The organism is Gardnerella sialicivorans subsp. sialicivorans (assembly GCF_056746795.1).
Map to the genome: position 1 here is coordinate 228,562 of NZ_JBWPXA010000003.1, position 25,350 is coordinate 253,911.

Annotated in this window: 27 protein-coding genes; all 27 read left to right on the top strand. The window is 39.9% G+C overall.

The window, feature by feature from the left end; translation table 11 throughout:
* Positions 1-55 precede the first annotated feature (55 nt).
* Positions 56-1,648 (top strand): terminase large subunit, encoded by a 1,593-nt coding sequence (locus tag AC1EKB_RS03235; RefSeq protein WP_481248832.1) that lies wholly within the window; start codon positions 56-58, stop codon positions 1,646-1,648.
* Between the two features lie 11 nt (positions 1,649-1,659).
* Positions 1,660-2,949, top strand: coding sequence for a phage portal protein (locus AC1EKB_RS03240; protein WP_481248833.1), 1,290 nt, complete (start codon positions 1,660-1,662; stop codon positions 2,947-2,949).
* A complete protein-coding gene (locus AC1EKB_RS03245; protein WP_421793201.1) occupies positions 2,906-3,640 on the top strand; it encodes a head maturation protease, ClpP-related in 735 nt (244 codons plus the stop codon). The genes AC1EKB_RS03240 and AC1EKB_RS03245 overlap by 44 nt, the downstream gene beginning before the upstream one ends.
* A gap of 2 nt (positions 3,641-3,642) precedes the next feature.
* Entirely contained in the window at positions 3,643-4,827 is a 1,185-nt protein-coding gene (locus AC1EKB_RS03250; RefSeq protein WP_481248834.1) for a phage major capsid protein, read from the top strand.
* A gap of 19 nt (positions 4,828-4,846) precedes the next feature.
* Positions 4,847-5,125 carry a head-tail connector protein gene (locus AC1EKB_RS03255; protein ID WP_422118577.1) on the top strand — a complete coding sequence of 93 codons (279 nt, stop codon included), beginning with the start codon at positions 4,847-4,849 and terminating at the stop codon, positions 5,123-5,125.
* Complete coding sequence (locus AC1EKB_RS03260; protein ID WP_019260882.1) at positions 5,126-5,458, top strand: phage head closure protein; 333 nt, start codon at positions 5,126-5,128, stop codon at positions 5,456-5,458.
* Positions 5,455-5,835, top strand: coding sequence for an HK97 gp10 family phage protein (locus AC1EKB_RS03265; protein ID WP_065189406.1), 381 nt, complete (start codon positions 5,455-5,457; stop codon positions 5,833-5,835). The genes AC1EKB_RS03260 and AC1EKB_RS03265 overlap by 4 nt, the downstream gene beginning before the upstream one ends.
* Positions 5,828-6,166 carry a hypothetical protein gene (locus tag AC1EKB_RS03270; RefSeq protein WP_481248835.1) on the top strand — a complete coding sequence of 113 codons (339 nt, stop codon included), beginning with the start codon at positions 5,828-5,830 and terminating at the stop codon, positions 6,164-6,166. Before AC1EKB_RS03265 ends, AC1EKB_RS03270 begins: the two co-directional genes overlap by 8 nt.
* Entirely contained in the window at positions 6,150-6,722 is a 573-nt protein-coding gene (locus AC1EKB_RS03275; protein WP_410294677.1) for a major tail protein, read from the top strand. The genes AC1EKB_RS03270 and AC1EKB_RS03275 overlap by 17 nt, the downstream gene beginning before the upstream one ends.
* Positions 6,723-6,739: 17 nt before the next feature.
* The gene (locus tag AC1EKB_RS03280) at positions 6,740-7,105 is read left to right on the top strand and encodes a hypothetical protein (protein WP_004104969.1); all 366 of its coding nucleotides are present in this window, start codon (positions 6,740-6,742) and stop codon (positions 7,103-7,105) included.
* Positions 7,106-7,354: 249 nt separating this feature from the next.
* Positions 7,355-9,922 carry a hypothetical protein gene (locus AC1EKB_RS03285; RefSeq protein WP_481248836.1) on the top strand — a complete coding sequence of 856 codons (2,568 nt, stop codon included), beginning with the start codon at positions 7,355-7,357 and terminating at the stop codon, positions 9,920-9,922.
* A gap of 2 nt (positions 9,923-9,924) precedes the next feature.
* Entirely contained in the window at positions 9,925-10,587 is a 663-nt protein-coding gene (locus AC1EKB_RS03290) for a hypothetical protein (RefSeq protein ID WP_481248855.1), read from the top strand.
* A 12-nt stretch (positions 10,588-10,599) separates the two neighbouring features.
* Positions 10,600-13,407, top strand: a complete 2,808-nt coding sequence (locus AC1EKB_RS03295) for a phage tail spike protein (RefSeq protein WP_481248856.1) — start codon at positions 10,600-10,602, stop codon at positions 13,405-13,407.
* A 111-nt stretch (positions 13,408-13,518) separates the two neighbouring features.
* The gene (locus AC1EKB_RS03300; RefSeq protein WP_065189411.1) at positions 13,519-13,701 is read left to right on the top strand and encodes a hypothetical protein; all 183 of its coding nucleotides are present in this window, start codon (positions 13,519-13,521) and stop codon (positions 13,699-13,701) included.
* Positions 13,682-14,014, top strand: coding sequence for a toxin (locus AC1EKB_RS03305; RefSeq protein WP_410314812.1), 333 nt, complete (start codon positions 13,682-13,684; stop codon positions 14,012-14,014). The genes AC1EKB_RS03300 and AC1EKB_RS03305 overlap by 20 nt, the downstream gene beginning before the upstream one ends.
* Positions 14,015-14,177: 163 nt before the next feature.
* Positions 14,178-14,597 carry a phage holin family protein gene (locus AC1EKB_RS03310; protein WP_410311444.1) on the top strand — a complete coding sequence of 140 codons (420 nt, stop codon included), beginning with the start codon at positions 14,178-14,180 and terminating at the stop codon, positions 14,595-14,597.
* Positions 14,590-15,510 carry a GH25 family lysozyme gene (locus tag AC1EKB_RS03315; RefSeq protein WP_481248837.1) on the top strand — a complete coding sequence of 307 codons (921 nt, stop codon included), beginning with the start codon at positions 14,590-14,592 and terminating at the stop codon, positions 15,508-15,510. The genes AC1EKB_RS03310 and AC1EKB_RS03315 overlap by 8 nt, the downstream gene beginning before the upstream one ends.
* Before the next feature lie 152 nt (positions 15,511-15,662).
* Positions 15,663-16,073 (top strand): RNA polymerase subunit sigma-70, encoded by a 411-nt coding sequence (locus AC1EKB_RS03320; RefSeq protein WP_415697668.1) that lies wholly within the window; start codon positions 15,663-15,665, stop codon positions 16,071-16,073.
* A complete protein-coding gene (locus AC1EKB_RS03325) occupies positions 16,060-16,272 on the top strand; it encodes an SHOCT domain-containing protein (protein ID WP_415697667.1) in 213 nt (70 codons plus the stop codon). The genes AC1EKB_RS03320 and AC1EKB_RS03325 overlap by 14 nt, the downstream gene beginning before the upstream one ends.
* A gap of 60 nt (positions 16,273-16,332) precedes the next feature.
* The gene (locus AC1EKB_RS03330; RefSeq protein WP_481248838.1) at positions 16,333-17,928 is read left to right on the top strand and encodes a recombinase family protein; all 1,596 of its coding nucleotides are present in this window, start codon (positions 16,333-16,335) and stop codon (positions 17,926-17,928) included.
* A complete protein-coding gene (locus AC1EKB_RS03335; protein WP_020760681.1) occupies positions 17,898-18,308 on the top strand; it encodes a serine integrase family protein in 411 nt (136 codons plus the stop codon). The genes AC1EKB_RS03330 and AC1EKB_RS03335 overlap by 31 nt, the downstream gene beginning before the upstream one ends.
* A 1-nt stretch (position 18,309) precedes the next feature.
* The gene (locus AC1EKB_RS03340) at positions 18,310-19,887 is read left to right on the top strand and encodes a recombinase family protein (RefSeq protein WP_481248839.1); all 1,578 of its coding nucleotides are present in this window, start codon (positions 18,310-18,312) and stop codon (positions 19,885-19,887) included.
* Between the two features lie 518 nt (positions 19,888-20,405).
* The gene (locus AC1EKB_RS03345; protein ID WP_004111245.1) at positions 20,406-20,999 is read left to right on the top strand and encodes a DUF4097 family beta strand repeat-containing protein; all 594 of its coding nucleotides are present in this window, start codon (positions 20,406-20,408) and stop codon (positions 20,997-20,999) included.
* A gap of 91 nt (positions 21,000-21,090) precedes the next feature.
* The gene (locus tag AC1EKB_RS03350; RefSeq protein ID WP_004114737.1) at positions 21,091-21,375 is read left to right on the top strand and encodes a hypothetical protein; all 285 of its coding nucleotides are present in this window, start codon (positions 21,091-21,093) and stop codon (positions 21,373-21,375) included.
* 107 nt (positions 21,376-21,482) lie between these two features.
* Positions 21,483-22,961 (top strand): Lsa family ABC-F type ribosomal protection protein, encoded by a 1,479-nt coding sequence (locus AC1EKB_RS03355; protein WP_004113321.1) that lies wholly within the window; start codon positions 21,483-21,485, stop codon positions 22,959-22,961.
* Positions 22,962-23,360: 399 nt separating this feature from the next.
* A complete protein-coding gene (locus tag AC1EKB_RS03360) occupies positions 23,361-23,972 on the top strand; it encodes a CadD family cadmium resistance transporter (RefSeq protein WP_415686340.1) in 612 nt (203 codons plus the stop codon).
* A gap of 404 nt (positions 23,973-24,376) precedes the next feature.
* Entirely contained in the window at positions 24,377-25,333 is a 957-nt protein-coding gene (locus AC1EKB_RS03365) for a recombinase family protein (protein ID WP_481248840.1), read from the top strand.
* Positions 25,334-25,350: the final 17 nt, after the last annotated feature.

A 25,350-nucleotide genomic window follows, 5' to 3' on the forward strand; every position in this document is an offset into this window, starting at 1 on the left:
TGATGTGGGCGCTGAAAGCGTCTTTTTTTATGCCTAAAGAAAGGAGGAGCTTAAGTTGCAAGCATACGAGGTTACTAAGTTTAAAAAAGAAAATTCAACCTATAGTAAGGATTTAGCGGATTATGCTGTAAGTTTTATTGAATGTTTAACACACACGAAGGGAACGTGGGCTGGTAAGCCTTTTAAGCTCCTTGACTGGCAGGAGCAGATTATTAGGGACTTGTTTGGCGTGGTGAAACCGAATGGTTACCGTCAGTTTAATACTGCTTATATTGAGATACCTAAGAAGATGGGTAAAAGTGAGCTTGCTGCTGCAGTGGCACTGCTTTTATGCTGTGGGGATAATGAGGAGCGTGCGGAAGTTTATGGTTGTGCGGCGGATCGTCAGCAGGCAACGATCGTGTTTGATGTGGCGGCGGACATGGTTAGAATGTGTCCGGCTCTTAATCGTAGGGTTAAAATTTTAGCTTCGCAAAAACGTATTATTTTCCTACCAACTAACAGTTTCTACCAGGTGTTGTCGGCTGAAGCTTACTCTAAACACGGTTTTAACATTCACGGTGTCGTGTTTGATGAGCTTCACACGCAGCCAAACCGTAAACTTTTTGACGTGATGACTAAAGGCTCCGGGGATGCTCGCATGCAGCCACTGTATTTTCTGATTACCACGGCTGGTACGGATACGCATTCTATCTGCTATGAGACGCATCAGAAAGCAGTGGATATTCTCGAGGGTAGGAAAATTGATCCAACTTTTTACCCAGTGATTTATGGTGCAAAAGATTCGGATGATTGGACGGATCCGAAGGTGTGGAAGAAAGCTAATCCTTCTCTTGGGGTGACGGTTCAAATGGAGAAAGTTAAGGCTGCTTTCGAGTCAGCCCGGCAAAATCCCGGTGAAGAGAATGCTTTCCGTCAGCTTCGTCTTAACCAGTGGGTGAAACAGTCTATTCGTTGGATGCCGATGGAAAAGTGGGATGCTTGCGGTTTTCAGGTGAACGAAGAAGAACTCGAGGGCAGGGTCTGCTACGGGGGTCTTGACCTTTCAAGCACCACCGACCTTACCTCCTTTGTTTTGGTCTTTCCACCAGAAGATGAGTCGGATAAGTTTCGTATCCTACCATATTTTTGGGTGCCTGAAGAAACCTTGAGTTTGCGTGTGAAACGAGATCACGTGCCTTATGACGTGTGGGAAAAACAAGGGTTTATTAAAACTACGGAAGGAAACGTTGTTCACTATGGGTTTATTGAAAAATTCATCGAAACTTTAGGTGAACGTTTCAATATTCGTGAGATTGCTTTCGACCGTTGGGGCGCGGTGCAAATGGTGCAAAACCTTGAAAACATGGGGTTTACCGTGGTTCCGTTCGGACAGGGATTTAAGGATATGAGTCCGCCTACCAAGGAGCTTATGAAGCTTACACTCGAGCAGAAAATCGCACACTCCGCTCATCCGGTGCTTCGCTGGAATATGGATAACATTTTCATTCGCACTGATCCTGCAGGAAACATTAAATGCGATAAGGAAAAATCAACCGAGAAAATAGACGGTGCTATCGCAACCATCATGGCACTTGACCGTGCTATCAGATGCGGTAACGCGAACACGAAGAGCGTGTATGACGCTCGAGGAATCCTATTCATGTAATAAGGAGGGGTATGAGTATTTTTAGTAAAATTTTTAAGAGTAGAGATAAGCCTGAGAATCGTTTTAACTTGAATGCTCAAAGGTTTATTAGTGGCATGTCTTCTTCTGGTAAGAGGGTGAATGAGCGTTCGGCGATGCAGATGACGGCTGTCTACTCGTGTGTGCGTATCCTGTCTGAAGCGGTGGCGAGTCTGCCGCTTCACGTGTATGAGCGGACGAGTACGGGTACGGCTAAAGCGGTTAAACATCCTTTGTATAAGGTGCTTCATGATGAGCCGAATCTTGAAATGACAAGCTTCGTGTTTAGAGAAACCTTGATGACGCATCTACTGTTATGGGGTAATGCTTACGCGCAGATTATTCGAAACGGTAAAGGCGAGGTTTTAGGCTTATACCCTTTAATGCCTGATCGTATGAGAGTTGACCGGGATGAGAGTGGTCAAATTTTTTACGAGTATACGTTAAATGATAGTGATGTTTTAGCGGGTAAAGAAACGAGTGTGAAACTTAAACCCTTTGACGTGCTTCATATTCCCGGTCTTGGTTTTGACGGGCTTGTTGGCTATTCGCCTATTGCGATGGCAAAAAACGCTATCGGTATGGCGATAGCTACGGAAGAGTATGGTGCATCGTTTTTCGCTAACGGTGCTACACCAAGCGGCATCTTGGAATACCCCGGAACAGTAAAAGATCCGTCTGGTATGAGGGATAGTTGGAATAAGGGGTTCTCGGGTTCTAACTCGCATAAGATAGCGATTTTAGAGGAAGGCATGAAGTATACGCCTATTTCTATTTCGCCTAACGAAGCACAGTTTTTAGAGACTCGTAAGTTTCAGATTAACGAGATTGCTCGTATTTTTAGAGTCCCACCACACATGGTTGGTGATTTGGAAAAATCAAGTTTTTCTAATATTGAGCAGCAGTCGCTGGAGTTTGTGAAATACACGCTTGATCCTTGGGTGGCGCGTTTTGAACAGTCTATTACGAGGCGGCTTTTTACTGATAAGGAGAAAGAAACCTATTATGTGAAGTTTAACGTGGATGGTCTTCTTCGAGGAGACTATCAGAGTCGTATGAATGGTTATGCTACCGCTCGTCAAAACGGTTGGATGAGCGCAAACGATATTAGACAGTTAGAAAACTTGGATAAGATTCCAGCCTGTGAAGGTGGCGACTTGTATTTGATTAACGGTAACATGCTCCCGCTTAACCGTGCAGGAGCGTTCGCAAACAGTAGCGGAAAGGAGGAAAAAGGTGATGAGGAAGTTTTGGCAGTGGAAAAACCAGGCGGTCAACAGTGAGAATAATGAGATTTTTGAGAGGACACTGTTTCTTAACGGTACGATTGCTGAAGAATCATGGTTTGATGATGATATTACACCACAACTTTTTAAAGACGAGTTAAACGCTGGTAGTGGGAATATTACAGTGTGGATTAACTCGCCTGGCGGCGATTGTGTGGCTGCAGCACAAATCTATAACATGCTCATGGATTACAAGGGTTGTGTGACGGTCAAAATTGACGGTATTGCAGCATCGGCTGCATCAGTGATTGCGATGGCTGGCACAAAGGTTTATATGAGCCCGGTGTCAATGCTTATGATCCATAATCCTATGACGGTTGCTTTTGGCAACAGAAACGAAATGGAAAAAGCAATATCAATGCTTGATGAGGTCAAAGAGTCCATTATTAACGCTTACGAGATTAAAACAGGGCTTAACCGTGTGAAACTGTCGCATTTAATGGATTCGGAAACGTGGATGGATGCTAACAAGGCGGTAGAACTCGGGTTCGCGGACGGTGTTTTAACTAGAGGTGAAACCACTGATATTGGCATACCACAAGTTTCAACATTGTATTCGAAAGCAAGCGTGCAAAACACGTTATTGGAAAAAATATGTAAAGCCTGCCGGATAAGCGGTAAGGAAACAAACAATATTAGTGCAGACGATCTTATGGATCGTCTTTTTTTAATCAAAAATTGGAGGTAAACATGATGAACACTATTTCAAACATGGTTGAGAAACGTAACAAGGCCTGGCAGGGTGCAAAAGCTTTCCTTGAGTCTAAACGTGACAAGGACGGGCTTATTTCAGAAGAAGACGCGAAAACTTACGATGAGATGGAAGCGAAAGTGAAAGCTTACAGTATGGAAATTGAACGTTTAGAGCAGATGGAAGTAATGGATAAGGAGCTTTCAAAACCAACATCCGAGGCGATTGTTGCAAAACCTATGAAAACAGGTGTGAACCTTGAAAAACAAGGTCGTGCGCGTGACGAGTATAAGCAGGCAATGCTTACAGCTCTACGTTCTAACTTCAAAAAGTTGGACAATATTCTTCAAGAAGGGATTGACTCTGACGGTGGGTATCTTGTGCCGGAAGAATACGATAATCGTCTGATTGAAACGTTGAAAGAAGAAAACATTATTCGCTCTCTTGCTACCACGATTACTACTAGTGGCGAGCATAAGATTAATGTTGCGATGAGCGATCCTGCAGCAGCTTGGATTGAAGAAGGCGCAAGCCTTAACTTTGGGGATTCCAAGTTTGCTCAAATCCTGCTTGACGCTCATAAGCTTCACGTTGCGGTAAAAGTTACTGAAGAACTCTTGTATGATAATGCGTTTAACCTCGAGAATCATCTTCTCACATCCTTCGGCATGGCGTTGGCTAACGCTGAGGAAGACGCTTTTCTTAACGGGGATGGCGTGGGAAAACCGACTGGTATTTTCAACAAGAAAGACGGTGGTACGTTCCTTAAAGAAACTACCGGTATTAAAACTGATGATCTGATTGATCTTGTTCACGCTTTGAGGCGACCATACCGTAAAAACGCGAGTTTTATTATGAACGATAAAACGGTCGCGAGCATACGAAAACTTAAAGACAATAATGGCGCGTATGTTTGGCAGCCTTCATACCAGGATGATGAGCCGAACAGGATTCTCGGATACCCGGTTTACACGTCTGCTTACGCGCCTGAAAACATGGTGGCTTTTGGTGACTACTCGTACTACAACATTGGCGACCGTGGTTCACGCTCGTTTAAAGAGCTTACCGAACTTTTCGCTGGAAACGGCATGATAGGTTTCGTTGCTAAAGAGCGTGTAGACGGCAAACTCGTGCTTAAAGAAGCAGTACAGATTCTGCCTGTTAAAACAAGCGTAGCAGCTTAAAAGTTAAGGAGGGGTGTTGATGATAGTTACAGTCGAGGAAGCAAAAAACTATCTTAGGGTGGATAGTCGAGAAGATGATGAGCTTATCAACACCCTTATTCGTTCTGCTGAAAAACTCTGCCAGGGAGTAGCTCGTAAAAACGATACTAGTTTGATTAGTGAAAACTTTGACGAGTATCGGCTCGCAGTCTTATACGCTACAGGCTACTTGTATGAGCATCGGGAAGAAGCAGACCATCACACGCTAACTCTCACTTTACGTTCGATGCTTTTTACTGTTAGAAAAACGGGGTTTTAAATGAGAATAAGTTTATTAAACGAGCGTATTGTGCTGCTTAAAAACAGTGTTGAAATTGATGATATTGGTAACCATAAGATTAAGTGGAGTAAATATTACGAGTGTTACGCGACGGTGAGTGCTGAAAGTCCAATGGAGCAGACTTCGGCGGGAAACGTGTGGGATGAGTCAAAAATAGATTTTACTATCCGCTATTCGAAAGAAACAGCCGTAGTCTCATCTCTTGGTTACAGGATTATTTTCCGTGATACGGTTTACGAGATTTTAGGTGTTGACCACATGAATTATAAGAAGAAAAGCCTGAAACTTCACTGTAAGAGGTGTAAAAAGTGAGCAAAGTAAGTATTGGCAGCCTCTCTAAAGAAGTTATTAGAGAGCTTAAAACTTACGCGAAAGTTACAACCGGGAAAGTAAAAGAAGCAGTAAAAAACGCTGGTAAAACAGCAAAAGAAGAAATTAACATGACAGCTCCTAAACGAACTGGAGCGTATGCGAAAAGTTGGGCTGTTAAAACATTAAGCGAAACAGGCAGCAGACTAGTTCTCGTAGTGCATTCTAGAAACAAGTATCAGCTTACACACTTGTTAGAGTACGGTCATGCTAAACGAGGCGGCGGACGCGTGGAAGCTAGAGCACACATTGCTGAGGCTGAGAGTAAAGCAGTACGAAGTTTTGAAAAAGAAATAGAGGAGGCGGTTAAAAATGGGTAATCTTTTAAACATTATGAGGGAGATAGGTTTTCCTTTCGCATATCACCATTTTGCTGAAGGAGAATCCCCTAATCCGCCTTTCCTCCTGTTTCTTACGCCTGCGAGCAGTAATTTTTCTGCAGACGGGAAAACGTATTTTAAAGCAAACGAAGTTCATATTGAACTATACGCAGACTATAAGAACCCCGTGCTGGAAGAACAAGTTGAAGCCGTGCTTGATAGGCACGGCATTTTTTATAACAAAACAGAAACGTTCATAGAGTTGGAACAGCTTTATGAAACACTCTACATTTTTGAAATGGAGGTAACAGAAAATGGGAAACAAGGTTAAATACAATCTGAAAAACGTGTACGCGGCAAAACTTAAAAAAGATTCGAGTGGTTTCTCCTACGATGAGCCTAAGCCGATTCCGGGGGCGGTGAGTATAAGCCTTGAGGCTGAGGGTGAATCCTCACCGTTTTACGCTGACGGGATTGTTTACTTCAGGTCGACTGCTAACAACGGTTACAGTGGCGACTTGGAAATTGCTCTTATACCTGAATGGTTTAGGACGCAAATACTACGAGAAGAACTAGATAAAAACGGTGTGCTGGTTGAAAACGCGAAGATTAGTGAAACAGAAAAATTCGCGCTCCTGTTTGAGTTTGATGGTGACGTGAACGCGATCAGACACGTTTTATATAACTGTTCAGCAACACGACCGTCTATCGAGTCAGAAACTAAGGAAGACACTATAGAACCGGGTACGGAAACTTTGTCGCTTACGGCTGATCCTAGAGAAGATGGTTTGGTGAAATCTAGGAGTGGTGACACTACTTCAAAAGAAACCTATGAGAAATGGTATAAGAGCGTGTACGTTCCGCAAGTTAACGCGGAAATCAAATAAGTTTTAAAGGGGTAAAAGTGTTAGAAAAAACAGTAAAAGTAAATGGTAAAGACGTGAAGTTTCGTTCTTCCGCCACTATTCCAAGATTGTATCGTATTAAATTCAAGCGTGATATTTTCAAAGACCTGTCAAAATTAGAGCAGTCTTTCAAAATCAACGAGGGTGTTTTTGAAATATCGGATCTTGAAATTTTTGAAAACGTGGCTTATATCATGGCTTACCATGCGGATAATAGTATTCCAGCGAGTATTGATGAGTGGCTTGACGAGTTTGAAATGTTTTCTATCTACGAGATTCTTCCTGAAATTCTAGAACTTTGGGGAGCAAACTTGGAAACTGAAGTAAAATCTAAAAAAAATTTAAAGCAACAACACGGCAAATGACAACCGCGTTGTTTCTTCTTAGATGCACCGAAATTGGGATTAGTATTGGCGAACTGGATCTTTTAACCATCGGCATGATTTTAGACATGTGGACGGAGAAAGCAAACGATAGTGTGAAATACGATAAGCTCGCAAGCCAAACAGAATTTGATAGGTTCTAGACGAAAACCAGTCATTCTCACATTGCGGTATTAAACAGAAAATCTGAATTTTTTCACGCGTAAATTAAGAGTCAAGGGAGGTGAAGTTATGGCAAGCAGGATTAAAGGTATTACTGTTGAAATTGGTGGGGATACTACAGGCTTAGATAAGTCTTTACAACAGGTGAATTCGACTATTCGCTCAACCGAGCAGTCGCTTCGTGATGTTAATAGGCTTTTGAAACTTGATCCGACTAGCACGCAGCTTTTAAGCCAAAAGCAGGCTTTTTTGCAGAAAGAAATCCAAGAAACGTCTAATAAGCTTAACGTTTTGAAACAGGCTGATAAGCAGGCTAAAGTACAGTTGGAAAACGGGGAGCTTGGTAGAGACAAGTATGATGCGTTGCAGCGTGAGATTGTTGAGACAGAAAATAATCTTGATAGTTTAAAAGAAAAATTAAAACAGGTAGGTAGTGTTAGTTTAACCAAGCTTAGTAGCCAGTTTGATAGTACGAGTAAAAAGATAAAGAAACTAGGAGATGGTATGTCATCTCTTGGTCAAAGTTTAAGCACGAAAGTTACGCTGCCGATTGCTGCTATTGGTACTGCTGGTTTTACTGCTGCAGCAGACTTACAGGATGCTATGGGGGCTACAGAGCAGATTTACGGTAAGTCTGCTAACAAGATGCTTAAATGGTCAGGAAGTTTGAAATCCTATTATGGTATTGCTCAAGGTCAAGCTTTAGAGTATGCGAATACTATGGGCGCGATGTTGAAAAATATTGGTGGGAAAAGTGATGCTGAAGCAGCCGAGATGAGTCAGAAGCTGGTTGCTCTTGCAGGCGACTTGTCTGCTATGTTTGGTGGCACAACCGAGTCTGCTGTTCTTGCTTTAACAGGCGCGCTTAAAGGTAATAATGCGATGCTTGACAATTATGGTATGGGTGTTAACGAGGCGACTATTAAAGCTAAAGCTCTTGCCATGGGTTTGCATGATGGTAGAGGCGCGATGAGCTTGCAAGCGAAACAGGCTGCTACTTTGGCTCTTATTATGGAGCAGACTGCTGACGCTCAAGGGCAGGCTGGGCGTGAAGCTGCGGGCGCTTCGGGTTCTATGAAGATTCTAAAAACAGAGTTGCAGAATATTGCTGCGACTATTGGTAATGTTTTACTTCCCGTCATAACACCATTAATGCAGAAAATATCAGCATGGCTTTCTAAATTTAAACAGCTTTCTCCAGAAAGCCAAAAACTTATAGTGACACTTGGGCTGATTGCTGCGGCAGTCGGCCCTTTTTTAGTGGTTCTTGGAACGTGTATTTCTAAAATAGGTGTTGCTATACAAGGGTTTTCTAAACTAGCTTTGTTTATAGGTAAAATGTTCGCAAGTTTTACTTCCGGCTCTAGCATTCTTGAAGGGTTAGGCGCTGTTTTAGGTGGAGTATCCGCGCCAATACTCGCGGTTGTTGCGGTTATTGGTGTTCTGGTAGCAGCTTTTGTAACCTTATGGAACACTAACGAAGAGTTTAGAAACAGTGTTATTGCTGTTTGGGAGAAAATTAAGGAAACTTTCACCGGTTTTGTTAATGGTGTTAAAGAAAAACTGTCAAGCCTTGGTATTGATTTTACGAGTATTGTTGAAGGGCTTAAAACAGTGTGGAATGGTTTGTGTGCTATTCTAGCTCCACTGTTTGAAGGCGCTTTAAATTTAAGTTTTACTAGTTTCAAAACCGTTCTTGATTTAATCACAGGCGTTTTAGACGTTTTTATAGGCTTGTTTACCGGTAACTGGTCTCAGCTTTGGGATGGTGTAAAAGAAATTTTTACTGCTGTTTGGAACGCGGTTAAAAACACGTTCATAACAGTATTTAACACGTTAAAAAACGTTTTTAACGTGTTTTTGTCTTTCTTTGGCACTAGTTGGAACAAACTGTGGTCGAGTGTGAAAAACTTTTTCATGAATGTTTGGAATAGTATCGTATCGTTTTTCACTAACGTTTTAAACGGTATTAAAAACACTGCAACAAGTGTTTGGAATGGTATTAAAACTGCGATCATGAGCGTGGTAAACGGTATTAAAACAAGCATTTCAACAGTGTTTAATTCAGTAGCAAACATGGTTAAGTCTGTGTTTAACGGTATTAAAAACACGGTTGTGTCAGTTTGGAATGGTATTAAAAACGCTATCATCACTCCGATAGAAGCGGCGAAAAACAAGGTTAAAGCAGTAATCGACGCTATAACAGGGTTTTTCTCTGGCATAAAACTTAGTCTTCCTCATATTAAACTGCCGCATTTTAGTATTAAAGGACAATTCTCTCTTACGCCACCGTCTGTACCGTATCTTGCTATCGACTGGTATAAGAAAGCAATGAACAAGCCAATGCTGTTAAACGGGGCGACTATTTTCGGTGAGAAAAACGGGCGTATGCTTGGCGGCGGAGAGAAAGGCCCGGAAGTGATCATGGGGCTTGATACTTTGCAGAATATGAGCGCGGGAGCGAACACGCAAATGCTTAGTGTTATGAACCAGATTCTAGCGATTATGGACGCGTATTTCCCACAGTTTTCTAACCAGAGTATTGTGCTCGACACTGGCGAACTAGTGGGTGGTATCGCGCACAGGATGGACAGTGAGCTTTTCAAGCTTCAAACAAGAAAAGCAAGGGGGTGGTAAAAGTGTATGGGATGCTAATAAACGGGTTGCATAGTTTTAACGATCTAGGGCTGGTTGCTACAAGCCGTCCACTAGTTCAACTTCCAGAACCTAAATTAGAGTATTTGCAAATACCAGGCAGGCAGGAAAGTATTGATATTAGTGAAAGTCTTGCCGGTGAAGTGTTATACGAGATGCGTGAAGGCTGTTTTGAATTCATTGTTGCAAACAAAAACAAGTGGAGTGAAACATGCCATAGGGTTAAAACGTTAATACACGGCAAGAGTGTGAAACTGTCTCTTGATGATGAACCATTGTTCTACTATCAGGGTCGAGTGTGGGTTAGTGATTTTAAATCGGATAAAAACTATTCAACTCTCACACTCAACTATAAGCTGCAACCATATAAGTATAGTGTAGATGATTCGGATGGGGTTCACACAATATGGGGTATGCAAGTAGATGATAAGCGTGAAATAACACTCGTTCACGATTTTGACATGACGCTGATTCCAGAATTTAACAACCTGTCGTCTAACAGTATGCTACTGGATTCTAATGGTAAAAACTATGAGATTAAAACAGGTGTTAACCGTTTCCCACAGCTTCGTTCAAAAATAAACATGAGTTTAACATTCGTTGGAAACGGGATGGTAAATATTTCCTATAAAAGGGGGTGGTTGTGAGTGTACAGGATCATGCTTGACGGTAATACGATTTACTATCCGAATGATGACAAAGCGGTACTTGATGATATCACGTTAAACTTGGAGCTTAACACTGCGGGAACGTTAACGTTTACTTGCCCGAGTCAAAACCCTTGCTATGAGCTTATTAAAAACCGGAAATCAATAGTAAGCGTGTGGCGTGACGATGAGGAGATTTTCTTCGGCGAGGTTAGAGAGCAAGTAAAAGACTTGTATGGTAGTAAGAAAGTAACTTGCGTAGGGTTGTTAACTTACTTAGCTGATAGTATTCAACCTCAGAAAGAATATCATGATCAGAGTTCCTACCAGCTTTTAGAAAAACTTTTACAAGCTCATAACAGTCAGGTAGATGATTATAAGAAAATAAGAATTGGTTTCGTAACAGTATCTGACTCGAATGATTCGCTCTACAGGTTTACTAATTTTGAAACCACGCTTGAAGCGATTATGGGTAAAATGGTTGAAAAGCTTGGCGGATATTTGCGTCTTAGAAAAGAAGACGGGAAACTTTACTTAGATTACCTACGTTTAGAGGAAATAGGTAAAGCTACAAGCCAGCATATTAGTTTCGGCTTGAACCTGCTTGAATACGCGGAAAACCTTTCAGCAGAGGATGTTACTACAGCGGTTATTCCTCTCGGCAAAGAGTTGGAAAACGAGGATGGTGAAAACGAGGTTCTTAAAAAGCATGTTGATATTACTTCAATAAACAATGGGAAAAACTATATAGTATCTCGTGAAGCGCAAAAAACATTCGGCTGGGTTTGTAAAGTTATTAATTTTAATAATGTGACAGTTCCAACTAATCTTATGCGTAAAGCTGTTAAATGGTTACAGGATAACCAGTTTGAAAGGGTAGAAATAAGCCTTAGCGCGGTTGACTTATCCGAGTTAGGTTTATATTATGCGACGATTGAGTGTGGGGATAGGGTTCGTTGTCTCGCTCCACAATTTGGCATGGACCGTGTGTTTCCTGTAGTAAAAAAGACTATACCGATTCAAAAACCAGGCGAAATGAGAATCGTGCTTGCGAGCAGGATTTCTAAAGGGTATGTGCAAAACGTGTCGCATGCTGTTCAAACGTTAAAAGAAGAAGCGGTTGAAACTAGAAAAATTGATAACGAGCGTGTTAAAGCTGCGATAGATAATATTAAAGCGCAAATGGGTAATTCTCAAAGCGGCTATAAGATAAGCGAATACGATAGTAAAGGCATGTGGGTTCGTGACCTTTACATGGATACGCCTGATAAGAACACTGCTACGAAAGTTTTACAGGTTAACATGAATGGTATTGCTGGAAGCCATAACGGTTTTTCAGGCCCTTACAGTACTGCGATGACTCTTGACGGCATGGTGTATGGTGACAGGATTATCGGGCATTCGATTGACGCGGAAAAACTTTCAGTTTCTTACACTTCGCAGGTAGAAAAGCAGATTAGTAAAGCAAAAAACGAGGCTATAAAAGACACTGGTAGGAGGCTTGAAAACTATTACACGATAAGTGAAATCAACACGAAACTGAATGTTACAGACGGTAAGATTGAGGCTGGTGTTGAAAGCGTTAACCATAGTCTTAAACAGAAAAACGGTAACTATTACGGCTCGTATACTCCAAGCCAGTTTAACGCTCCTATGAGCTTGTGGCTGACTGATAGTGAAAAAATGCAGCATGTTGGTGATTTTTTCTACGACACGTCAACCGGCTACGCTTACAGGCTTATTGTTAAGCAGGAAAGTTTAGCCGTAAAATTTAATGAGAAGTCGCACACGGAATCAGCTTTTGACGATTTTGTAGACATTTTTTACAAGTATGAGGATAAAATTTACGCTATACCGGGTTTAACTGGTGAAAAAATTTCTGGCGCAACAGTGTTTGTTCCATCAAGTGAGTTTTGGCTACATTTTAGAACTAACTGGTCTCCGTTTGACAATTATGGTTTTAAGATTGATAGCATTAAAAAAGAGTATTCAGGAGAAATTTCAGGATACGTGTCTAAACTGCCTGAAGATATTAACATTATTGAGGTTAAAGGTGAAAATTATCCTGAGTCTGAACACCCGTATAAAGGTGGAACAAGCAAACTATGGCATTACGTTTCAGCTGACAGTATAAGTAGTTTTAGAACGTTCGCTTGGATCAGAGTTAAAGATAAAGACATTGAGGCTGCTAAATCCACGGCTGATAAGGCTATTTCTAAACTAACCATAGTAGAAGATTCCATATCTTCAATGGTTAAAAAAGGTGATTTTGGTAGTTTCATGCAGCAAAACTATAACAGTTTCCTTCTCGGGTTTAACCATTCGAGTAAATACGTGCAAATAACACCCGGGCAGATAGAGCTTTACGATGGTGAAGTTGATGAGGATCATAAAAGAGCTGTTTTTGATAAAAATGGGAACAACTTCTACCGTAACGGCGTGTATATTGGCTATGTTGGAACCGGCGAGTGGGAAGAAGATAATTCTCACAAGGGTCTAGTTTTTCATCTTACTAGCGACGGAAAGTATATGGCTTTCGCGCAACGTAAAACGGCTGATGAAGAAACATACGCTACTATGCTGTGTTTTTCACGTTCGCAAAGCATTTATAAAGAGTATGGTATTCACGCTGGATGCAACTTTTACATGCATGGTAACAAGATTATAGATCCTGTTTGGCAAGACGGTGCAGGAGTAGACGCGGATATTAACTATGTGCAGATTATTGAAATGAACCAGGATGGGAAAGCTTCAAAATGGGGTTCTAACGCTCACATGGTGTTTAAAAACGGGATACTCATGAAAGTTAAATACTATTAAACAACGCGGAAGTAAAGCGCGGAAGTAAACGTTGGCGGAAGCGTTGATGGAAGCGTGGAAGTGAACGTTGGCGGAGAATTTGTTATAGGGAGAATAAAGGGAGAATTTGTTATGGAGAAACTCATTATTCCCACAAACAAAATAGTGGCTAATAAGGGTACGCGCTTAAAAGATGTGACAGAAAGTATTACAACACCTGTAGTTGATAATACGAAAATTTTATGCGAAATCAGCCACAAGCTGGATATTATTCTAAAAAGATTGGAGGAGAGTAGTGGTAAAACCGACAATTAGCTACGCGGTAGCTGTGCAAAAATATAAGGCTGAGTTAAACGAAAAAATAGTCGAGTTGAATAAGCAAATACCAATACCTACTTACATGATAGAAGGCATTGTTGCAAGCGTATTATCTGATATGCGTTCGGCGGTGATCGCGGAAAACTCGATGGAATATGAAGCGTATGTGAAACAGTTAGAAGACTATTTTAATTCTAGAGAACGCGAACTTAACGACGAGATTTTGAAAATAAAAGCCGAAAAAGACGAAAAAACTGAAAAAGATGAAGCGGCTGGGAAAGGTGAAGATGCTGAAGAATGTGTTAAGTAGTAGTCATGTGTTGAAAAATAATATCAGTTGAAATGCTGAAATGTTGAAATGTTAGGGCAGGTGTGGTTTAAACCATGCCTGTCCTTTTTTATTACTTTCTACTTTTTGTTTTTTGTTTTTATAAGAGTACTGGCAAATGTTAGGAAAACTTGTAAGGAGAATTATGAGAGGATTTTGGAATAGTGCTCAACTGGCTTTCACACTGGTAGGCGGCTGGCTGGGATACTTTTTAGGCGGGTGCGACGGGCTTATCCTCGCACTCGTTTTATTTGTGGTTGCGGATTATATTACAGGCGTGATGTGTGCGGTCACGGATAAGAAACTGTCTAGCAGCATTGGTTTTAAGGGCATTTTTAGAAAGGTGCTCATTTTTATGCTTGTTGGTATAGCAAACATTATAGATTTTCATGTTTTGAAGCAAGGAAGCGTGATGAGAACCGCGGTAATTTTCTTCTACCTATCTAACGAAGGATTATCTTTAACCGAAAACGCGGCTCACCTGGGGCTTCCCGTGCCTGAGAAATTAAAAAACGTTTTAGAACAATTACATGACAAGAATAGGAAGGACAATACTCATGAGTAAAAGAGGAATAGACGTATCAGTTTGGCAGGGTGACATTGATTTCAACGCGGTGAAAGCATCCGGTGTTGAGTTTGTGATCATTCGAGCAGGATACGGTATCGGATGCAAAGACAAGTGGTTTGAACAGAACTATCGTAAAGCAAAAACATGCGGTCTTGATGTTGGAGCCTACTGGTATTCGTACGCAAACTCTGGTTTTGAGGCGGCTGAGGAAGCTCAAAGCTTAATGAACATGCTTTCAGGTAAGAGTTTTGAGTATCCTGTTTACTTTGATTTGGAAGAGAAAAGCCAGCTTAACCGTGGGCGAGTTTTCTGCGATTCGCTGATTACCAGTTTTTGCAATAAGCTGGAAGCTTGCGGGTATTATGCAGGTTTTTACACTTCGCTTTCAACTGCTAATAATCTTGTGTCCGCTCATGTTAGAAACCGTTACGCTTTGTGGATCGCACAGTGGAACACGCACTGCAATTATCAGGGTTCGTATGGTCTTTGGCAATACTCGTCAAGTGGCAGTGTGCCTGGAGTAGCCGGCAGAGTTGACATGGATTATGCTTACAAGGATTATCCAAGCATTATTAAAAACGCTGGATTAAACGGATATAAAAACGGTGGTTCATACACTGCTCCTCAAACATCAAGTATTGATGAGGTGGCGCGAGAAGTTATTAACGGCGCTTGGGGTAACGGAAATGAGCGTAAACAGCGTTTAACTTCTGCCGGATACGATTATGCGAGCGTGCAAAATAAGGTTAATGAGCTTCTCGGTGTTAAAGCTTATAGAAAGTCGGTTGATGAGCTTGCCCGTGAAGTAATCCGAGGCGCTTGGGGTAACGGTAGCACTCGTAAACAGCGTCTAACTCAAGCCGGATACGATTATGATACGGTACAAAAACGAGTAAACGAACTCTTATAAAACAGTTTGAAACAATTATAAAGCCCGAGGCTTGTTCCTACACTGGAGCAATCCTCGGGCTTTTTTTATTTTTTTTTAAGGTTAAATTGTCAAGTCAATAGGTTAAAAAACACTGTTTTTTCTTTGCCTGTGATGTAAGGAGGCACAGGCAAATGAATGTGGAAGAAAAACAGCAAGTCAAATTACTAAGAGATGAAGGTCTTAGCTATACGCAGATTGCAAACCGTATGGATGTTTCCGTTAATACGATTAAAAGCTACTGCAAACGTAATAGTCTAGGCGTAATCCAGTCTATGAAAATACAGACGGAATTATGTGAATCTTGTTCAAAACCAATTAAGCAAAACAAAGGAAGAAAAGTTAAACGTTTCTGTTCTGACGCGTGTAGAAACACGTGGTGGAGTAAGCATACACAGTTGGTAAAAAGACAGGCAAACTATGAGTGTGCTTGTCTTAACTGCAAAAATTCTTTTATCTCTTACGGTAATAAAACCAGAAAATACTGCTGCCACGCCTGCTATATAGAACATCGTTTTGGAGGTGAGCATCATGCAAATAAGTAATGATGTTCACGGGCTAACGGATGTTAAAGCGAGGGCTTGGACAAAAGAGAGTATGCAGGCGGATTTTCGTTTTGAAATAGCCGAAAAACTTACCGTTTCACTCTTTAAAAAAGGGCTTATCAGCGAGCAAGAAAAAGAAAAAATAAGCCGTCTTAACAGGGAAAAATTTCACCCGTTTTACAAGGAATTATTGGGTTAAAAGCTTGATAAACACTGCTTTTAGAGTGATGAATAGTATTAGCTGAAAGTGAGGGAAATAGTGAAAGAGATAATAAAAATAGACTCTACAATGCGAAAAACTGGTTTTGAGAAAAAGACGCGGGTTGCAGCGTATGCGAGAGTTTCTAGTGATAGTGATGAGCAGCTTCTCAGTCTAGAAGTGCAGAAGGAGCATTACGAAAACTATATTAAGTCTAATCCCTGCTGGGAGTATGCGGGGCTTTACTTTGACGAGGGTATTAGCGGCACGAAAATCGATAAGCGTGAAAGTCTTAAACAACTGCTTAAAGACTGTCAGAGCGGTCAGATAGACAGGATTGTTACAAAGTCTATTAGTAGGCTTGCAAGAAACACGGTTGACTGTCTTGAAATAGTTAGAAAACTTACCGGTCTTGGTATTTATTTGTATTTTGAGAAAGAAAACATTGATACCGAGCATATGAGTTCAGAGCTCATGCTTTCTATCCTGAGTTCTATTGCGCAAAGCGAGTCAAGATCTATCTCGGAAAACAGCATGTGGGCAATTCAAAAACGGTTCGAAAATGGAAGCTTCGTCATTTCTTGCCCTGCGTATGGGTATAAAAACGAGAATAAGAAAATGATTATAGTTCCCGAGCAAGCCAGGGTAGTGAAAGAAATTTTCAACATGGCTCTTTCCGGCATGGGTGGAGAAGTAATAGCACGAGTATTGACCGATAAAAAGATTCCAACTAAAAAGGGCGGAAGTTGGACTTCAAGTACCGTGAATGCTATTTTGAACAATAAAACATACACAGGGGATGTGATTTTTCAGAAAACATACACGGATGATAGTTTTAACCGTCATAAAAACTGTGGCGAGAAAAAACAGTATGTTATTGAAAACCATCACGAGGCTATCATCAGTCATGAAACTTTTAATCTTGTAAAAGAGATTATCGCGTGGAGAAGAAGTGAAAATAACATAGTATGTGGTAGTGGTAAGTACAATAAGCTTTATGCGTTTTCAGGTAAAATTCGTTGTGGTGAGTGTGGAAGCAAGTGTAAAAGACGAATAATTTATCAACATAATAAGGCGTATGGCATATGGGTTTGTATAACGCATCTTGAAGATATTCATGCTTGTTCACAAAAGTCTGTTATGGAAAGTTATCTTAAAATTTCCTTCCTGCAAATGTTAAACAAGTTAAAAGCAGGATACGTTCAAATGTTGACTCCTCTCGTAGAAAGTTTGAGAAACGTGAATAGTAAAGACGGTTTGAACAAAGTTATCGAACTCGAAGAAAAAAAGCTTAAGCTGCAAGAACAAGAGCAAGTACTCAGTAAGCTTTTCGCCAGTGGTTACATTGAGATGGATTCCTACTATCTGGAAAGTAATCAGCTTAAAACGGAAATGGATACTTGTCTTAAGGAAAAACTTCAGCTTTCTAACAGTTTAAACGGTAACTTAACGCACTTAAACGAGGTGCAAAAACTTCAACGGTTCGTAAGTGTCACAGAAGTATTTAGTGAGTTTAAGGATGAGGATTTTCTGGATTTTGTAGACGATGTCGTAGTTAAAAGCAGAACAAGATTTCTTTTTATTTTGAAATGCGGATTGGAATTAGAAGAAGAGGTGAAAGAAACATGGCACGCATTCCGTATGGTTACAGAATAGTAGACGGTAAAGCGGTTATAGATGAAGTAAAAGCTCAAGAAGTAAGAGAGTTTTTTCGTTTCTATCTTGAATTTAAAAATATTTCTCAAGCTGCTAAAAAATCAGGTATAAAAAGGGCTTGGCCAGTCACGGGCAAAATTCTTAGCAAGAAATTGTATTTAGGAACAGAGTTTTATCCTCAGATTATCGATGAGGATATGTTTAGACAAGTGCAACAAATAAGGCATGAGAATGCTATCAGGAATCATCGTTATAAAGAGCCTAAGCCAATAAAGGAAATTCGGCTTATTACAAGCTACCAGTTAGAAAAGGTAGAAAAGAAATACGATGATCCTTATCGTCAAGCAGTATACGCGTACAGTCAAATCAAGGAGGTGTAAAATGAGTGCCAACGTTATAATTATTCCACCAAGAAAAATAGCGGGGAATACGGTAGATAAGCATGAAGATAAGCCGAGGTTAAGAGTAGTAGCGTATTGTCGTGTTAGTACTGACAGTGAAGAACAGGCAACAAGTTATGACACGCAAGTTCAGCATTATACGGATTATATTTCAAGAAATCCTCTCTGGGAGTTTGCCGGCATTTATGCTGATGACGGTATTTCAGGAACTAGCACGAAAAAACGTGTCGGTTTCAACGACATGATCCACGATTGCATGAGTGGCAAAGTAGACATGGTTATCACTAAGTCGATTAGCCGTTTTGCGAGAAACACTATAGACTGTTTAAAGTTTGTTAGACAGTTGAAAGACAAAAACATTCCGATCATTTTTGAAAAAGAAAACATCAACACCATGGAAGCAAGCGGAGAACTATTGCTTACTATCATGGCTTCTTTAGCTCAACAGGAATCTGCGTCGCTTTCTCAGAATGTGAAGCTTGGACTTAAGTTTCGCTACCAGGAAGGCAAAGTGCAAATCAACCATAACTGGTTTTTAGGATACACAAAAGACGATGAAGGGAATCTTGTAATTCTTGAACAGGAAGCAAAAGTCGTAAGAAGGATTTATAGAGAATATTTAGAAGGAGCAAGTCTTAGAGATATAGCGGAGGGTCTTGAAAAAGACGGTATTAAAAACGGTGCCGGGCATTTAAAATGGAATTTATCTAATATTAAAGGCATCTTGCAAAACGAAAAATATATTGGTGATGCTCTTTTACAAAAAACCATCACGACAGATTTTATTAACCATGTTCGTATAAAAAATGATGGAACAGAACCACAGTATTATGTAAAAGATAGCCACACGCCTATTATTCCAAGAGATATTTTCTTTAAAGTTCAAGAAGAAATGTTAAGACGAGCCAACATGTTTAGTGGTGAGGAGAACAAAAAAAGGAGAGTTTATTCCAGCAAGTACGCTTTATCCAGCTTATGTGTTTGTTCTAAATGCGGGGATGTTTACAGAAGAATTGCTTGGAACAATCGAGGAGTGCATTCTGTTGTCTGGCGTTGTTGCACCAGAGTGGAAAACGGTCCTAGTGCTTGCGATGCTCCGACAGTACAAGAGAACGAACTGCAGTCTGCTACAGTGAAAGCCATAAACAAGGTGTTTAGTATACCGGATGAAGTATTGGATACGTTGAATAACAATATTAGAGAAATTATCGCGGGCAACAACTTAAGCGAGCTTGAAACGGTTGATAAAAGAATTGCAGATAAACAAGCGATACTATTAACCTTGCTTAAAGCTAAAAAAGACTACACGAAAATAGCTGATGAGATTGATGAGCTTAAAGGTAAGAAACAGCAGCTTCTTATAGAAAAAGCAGGTCAAGAAGATGCTAAAAGACGAATCAGAGAAATGGAAGATTTTCTGAAAAGTGAGTGTCACGATATTAGTGAGTATGATGAGAAGCTGGTAAGAAAGTACATCAAGAAAATAAAAGTTTACGAGGATAGGTTCAGCGTAACTTTTAAATCAGAGATTAGTGTGGATGTTGAAAGGGCATCGTAAAAGCCAAAAGAATGTGAGCGTTTGAAATGTTACAAAAGTCAGCCTAGGGGGAATCATCTCTAGGCTGTTTTTTTGTTTTTATGCTAAAATCAAGTTATTAAGCCAATCTTAAACCTTTTAACGATAGCCTTTCCTATCGTTAAAAAGTGCACCCACTATCAATGGTGTTCACTCAAAAAAGTGTAGCTATACTTGGAGTTCTCTCAATCCACGTCGAGAGTGTTGTCTTGATGTCAAAGGCTGATTAGGTGGGTGCATTTTTGCCCTTGTGTAGCAAGGCTTAGCGAGGGCTATCGTTAAAAGGTTTAGTGAGTGGCGGCTTTAGGCTGAGTTCTTGTGGTTTTTGAGCGTGTTTTGGCTGTATGGGGGAAGATATCTACGCTCTAGGGTCGAGTGCACAGGATGTTAACGTTAAAAAGTGCATCCACTTTGCACCCACCCTGTGAAGTGGGAAAATATAGCTCAAAAGGTAAAATGAAACCTGATTATTAGTATGTGCACGAGGAGGTGCTTAAGGAATGGATAATAAGAAGTTTATCGCAGAGACGAAAGATGTTCGTTTAACGGTGAAACGTGCTGATACCTTTGGTGTGAGCTTTGTTAACTGTGAACAAGATATATTGAGGGTTGAGGAAGCGCAAAATGTTATAAGGCTTATTCAAACTAAAAAAGTCTCAGCTTCGAATTGGGTGAGGTGGCTTACCCAGGGTATGCCTGAAATTGTTGTGAGTTTGCCACATGATGTGGAAGTTTGTGAGGTTGAATCTGATTCTAATCAAGTGCTCATCACGGATATTGAGATTGGTAAGCTTTATGTAGAAGTGAACAATGGCAAGGTAGAAGTTGTTAATTTGAAGGCGGATGATGTCTTTCTTAAATGTTATAATGGGTTGGCTTCAGCAACAAACGTAGAAGTAACTCATGTTTGTACGCTTGATACGTTAAATGGCATGAGTATTTTAGAAGGAACAATCACCAAGGATGCAAGCCTTGAAGTAGATTGTGAGAATGGTGTCACCGAGGTTTCAGATAAGAAGAAGGTAAATTGTAAAAACGATGGATTTGCGCATTACATGGTGCACTGTCTTAATGGGAAAGCTATTGCGAAGTAGCAGACATATAGATCAAAAAAGAAGCAATAAAACTTGATATAAGTTGGAATTAGAGCGTATATAGACATACCGATAAAGGAGGAAGCCGTATATGCTCTATGTAAAATTTGATGATTTCGAAGATGTTAGCGTCATGGGAAATGAGAAAGATCATGGAATGTTTATTCCGATTAAGGATGGGAATGTGTATGCTGAGTGCGAACGGTGCGGTGTAGTTGAAAGGATCACCTCACCATGCGAATTCATTGCTAGCACATTTAGGTCAAGAGTGAACTTCAATGAAGGTTATGAACTTTGCGAGAAGTGCTTGCAAGAGGTTGAGTTTGTTACTGTCGCTTTGAGAACTGGAAAATTACCTAATCGAGAATTGAAATGACTGAAAAGCAAAGCAGTGATAACCGTAGTAATACATGAAAAACTAAACGTTAAAAGGTGCACACACTTTGCACCCGGGCGGTAAATGATAATTTAGGGAGGCGTTTTATGTCAGTAATTAAAATTGAAAACCTCACTTTCTCATATTATGGATATGTAAAACCCATATTTAAAAATGTATCGTTTTCCTTTGATACAAACTGGAAAACGGGATTGATAGGAAGAAATGGAATCGGTAAATCAACTCTATTTAAGTTACTTTTAAATCAAGAAACTTATCAAGGTAAAATAAGCAAGGATGTTGAATTTATTAAATTTCCACCAAATATAAGCGATACTTCAAAATTAGGAATTGAGTTATATAAAGAACTAATATCAGATGATGAAGAATGGAAGTTATTTAGAGAACTCAGTTTGCTAAATGTAGATGAGAACCTTGTTTACAGAGAGTTTGAAACGCTTTCTAAAGGGGAACAAACAAAAATCCTTTTAGCTATTTTGTTTACAAGAGAAGATGGCTTTTTACTTATTGATGAACCAACAAACCATTTAGATATGGACGGAAGAAAAATTGTAAGTGAATATCTGAAAAGTAAAAAAGGATTTTTGCTTATATCTCATGATAGAGATTTTTTAGATGGTTGTATCAATCATGTTATTTCTATTAACAGGAATTCTATTGATGTCCAATCGGGAAATTTTACATCATGGTATGAAAACAAAGTGATGAAAGACCAATTTGAAATTAGTCAAAATGAGAGATTAAGAAAAGATATTAAACGATTAAAAGAGTCTGCAAGACAAAGTCAAATTTGGTCTGATAAAATTGAAAATACTAAAAATGGTGTAAAAGTATCAGGTGTAAAACCAGACAAAGGACATATAGGTCATCAATCAGCCAAGATGATGAAAAAATCTAAGAATTTGGAGAATAGACAAAACAAGGCAATAGAAGAAAAACAGAGTTTACTAAAAGATATCGAAACAAAGGAAAGTCTATTATTGCATCCATTACATCATCATAAAAATCCTCTAATATCGGTTAGCAATTTATCATCATGCTATGGAGAGAGACAGATCCTAAATAATGTAAGTTTCGAGATAAAGCAAGGCGACATAGTGGCTATATATGGGGGTAATGGTAGCGGAAAATCAACCTTGATTAAAATTTTATTAGGTATAAATCACGAGTATACAGGTGAGATAAAATTAGCAGGTAATTTAAAAATCTCGTATATTCCTCAAGACACATCTAATTTAACAGGTAGCCTAAATGAATATATTCACAAGCAAGATGTTGATGAAACATTGTGTAAAACAATTCTAAGAAAATTAGATTTTTCAAGAGAATTATTTGAAATGGATATGAAGAATTATAGTGATGGACAAAAAAAGAAAGTTTTAATTGCTGTAAGTTTCTCAAAGCCAGCTCATATATTTGTTTGGGACGAACCACTGAATTATATAGATGTAATATCAAGAATACAGATTGAGGAAATTATAAAAGAAGCAAAGCCTACACTCATATTTGTGGAACACGATAAGCGATTTGTAGAAGATATCGCTAATAAAATAATACAATTTTAAGTAAAATCCAAATCCCAGTTTGTAGTGCCTTAGACTTTTATCATCATACGACATTCCCCTTGCCAGTTTCTCTCCTGCAATGAACGTTAAGGCTCTTTTATTGATGCATGGTTATCATAAGGGTAGTCTTGATACACGTGAGACTGTCGTATTGATGTCAAGGGCTGATTAGGTGGGTGCAAATTTGCCCTTGTGTAGCAGGGGTTTACAGGGTCTATCGTTAAAAGGTTTAATGCGTGGCGACTGTAAGATGGCTCGGAGCGGTTTTTGAGAGTGATTTTGCTGTTTGAGGGAAGATATCAACGCTCTAAGGTCGAGTGCACAGGATGTTAACGTTAAAAGGTGCACCCACTTTGCACCCCCTTGTCTAAAAAATTTAACATTTTGAAAGGAGGAATAATGGAAACAATAGTATCCGCTTTATTAGTTTTTGTTTCTACATCCATTGACTACTTAGTTGTTTTGACTATTTTATTCGCTAGTCAAGGAAAGAAAGGTTTGAAATCAATTTATGTAGGGCAGTATTTAGGTACAGGACTGCTTGTACTGGCTAGTCTTATTGCCGCTTACTTTTTAAATTTTATTCCACAAGATTGGATTATCGGACTCCTTGGTCTAATTCCGCTAGGTCTTGGTATAAGAGCAATTTTTGTGGATGAAGATATTGATGAAGAAGATATCGAGGGGAAAATTACCGGAGATGGATCAAAAATCTTAGCATTTACAAGTTTAACAGTGGCAATGGGTGGAGATAATTTAGGAATTTATATCCCTTATTTTACAGGAAAGAGTTTGATTGAGATTGGTATAAGTTTAGTAATATTTGCCTTAGGGATTTTGGTTCTATGCAAATTATCTCAAAATCTCGCCTCAATTTCTGCTATCGGAGAGACTGTGGAAAAGTACGAAAAAATAATTGTACCTGTCGTGTTTATTGGACTCGGTCTTTATATATTGATTGAAAATGGAACTATTAATTATTTCATAGGTCAAGTCCTAAAAGTGGTGTAAATTCATTTCCTTCCCTTTATCTGCTATTTTTACGTTCAAACTCAAACGAGAAAATAAGTGGTGCTTCCCACCGTCACGGCGCTTCACCGTGCTATAAGATGCAGGAGGCTGATTAGGTGGGTGCTTTTGCCCTTGTGTAGCAGGGGTTTGCGAGGGCTATCGTTAAAAGGTTTAGCGTGTGGCAGCTTTAGGCTGGGTTCTCGCGGTTTTTGAGCGCAGTTCGGCTGTTTGAGGGAACATGTCTACGCTCTGGGGTCGAGTGCACAGGATGGATAACGTTAAAAAGTGCACCCACTTTGCACCCACCCTGCACCCAGCTTGTGGAGTGGGAAAATAAGGTTTAGGCTAATTATCATGGAGAAGAAATCTAAGTTTCGTTAGTCTAAAAATAAGGAGAGATGGCTATGGATAAGATAGATGAGCTAAATAAAGATGTGATAGTCATCCATCCTCAGCGTGTGATTAAGGATTATGCGGTTGGGGTTTATGCTCGTGTGAGTACGAATCGTAAAGAGCAATTAGATAGTCTTTCGACTCAAGTGTCTGGTCTTACTCGTCTTGCTTCTGCTCACATGACTTGGTTTGTTGCAGATATTTTTCTTGATGTTGCTTCAGCTAAGGTTGGATCTTCAAGAAACGAGTTTAACCGAATGATTGAAGAATGCGAGAAAGGTAATCTTGATATTATTCTTACGAAAAGTGTGAGCCGTTTTGGTCGTGATACGAAAGAAGGATTAGAGGCTATTAGAAAGATTCGATCGTGTGGTACAAGGATTATTTTTGAGACAGATAAAATTGATACGGAAACTGTCGATGATGAACTTTTAATCAGTGTGGTTCAAGCTTGTAGTCAAGCAGAGAATGATTGGCGTAGCGAGAATATTGTTTGGGGATTAAGGCGTAGAGCAGAAGATGGCACGTCGGGTCTTTATAGCAGAGTTTGTTATGGTTATAAGAAAGATAAGCATGGCATGCTGATTATTGATGAAGACCAAGCACAAGTGGTAAGAGATATTTTTGACTGGTATTTAAAAGGATTGAGTATCGGCGGTATTATTGAAAGGTTAAAAAGTAAAGGTGTTAAGTCTCCAAAGGGAAAAGATATTTGGAGTAAACGGGCTGTTGAGAGCACTTTGACTAGGCGTAAATATACAGGCGATGTGGCGATTGCTGTTCCGGGAAATGCGGATTGTCAGTATTTGAATACAGATCATCATGCAGGCATTATTTCTAAAGAGAAGTTTGAAGCGGTTGAGCTTGAGATGGCGGCTCGGAGTAATGTGGAAGTTGGAGAGGATGGAACGGTTAAACGCAAGTCTAAGAAATATAGCTCAAAAGGTAAAATGAAACCTGATTATTAGTATGTGCACAGGAGGTG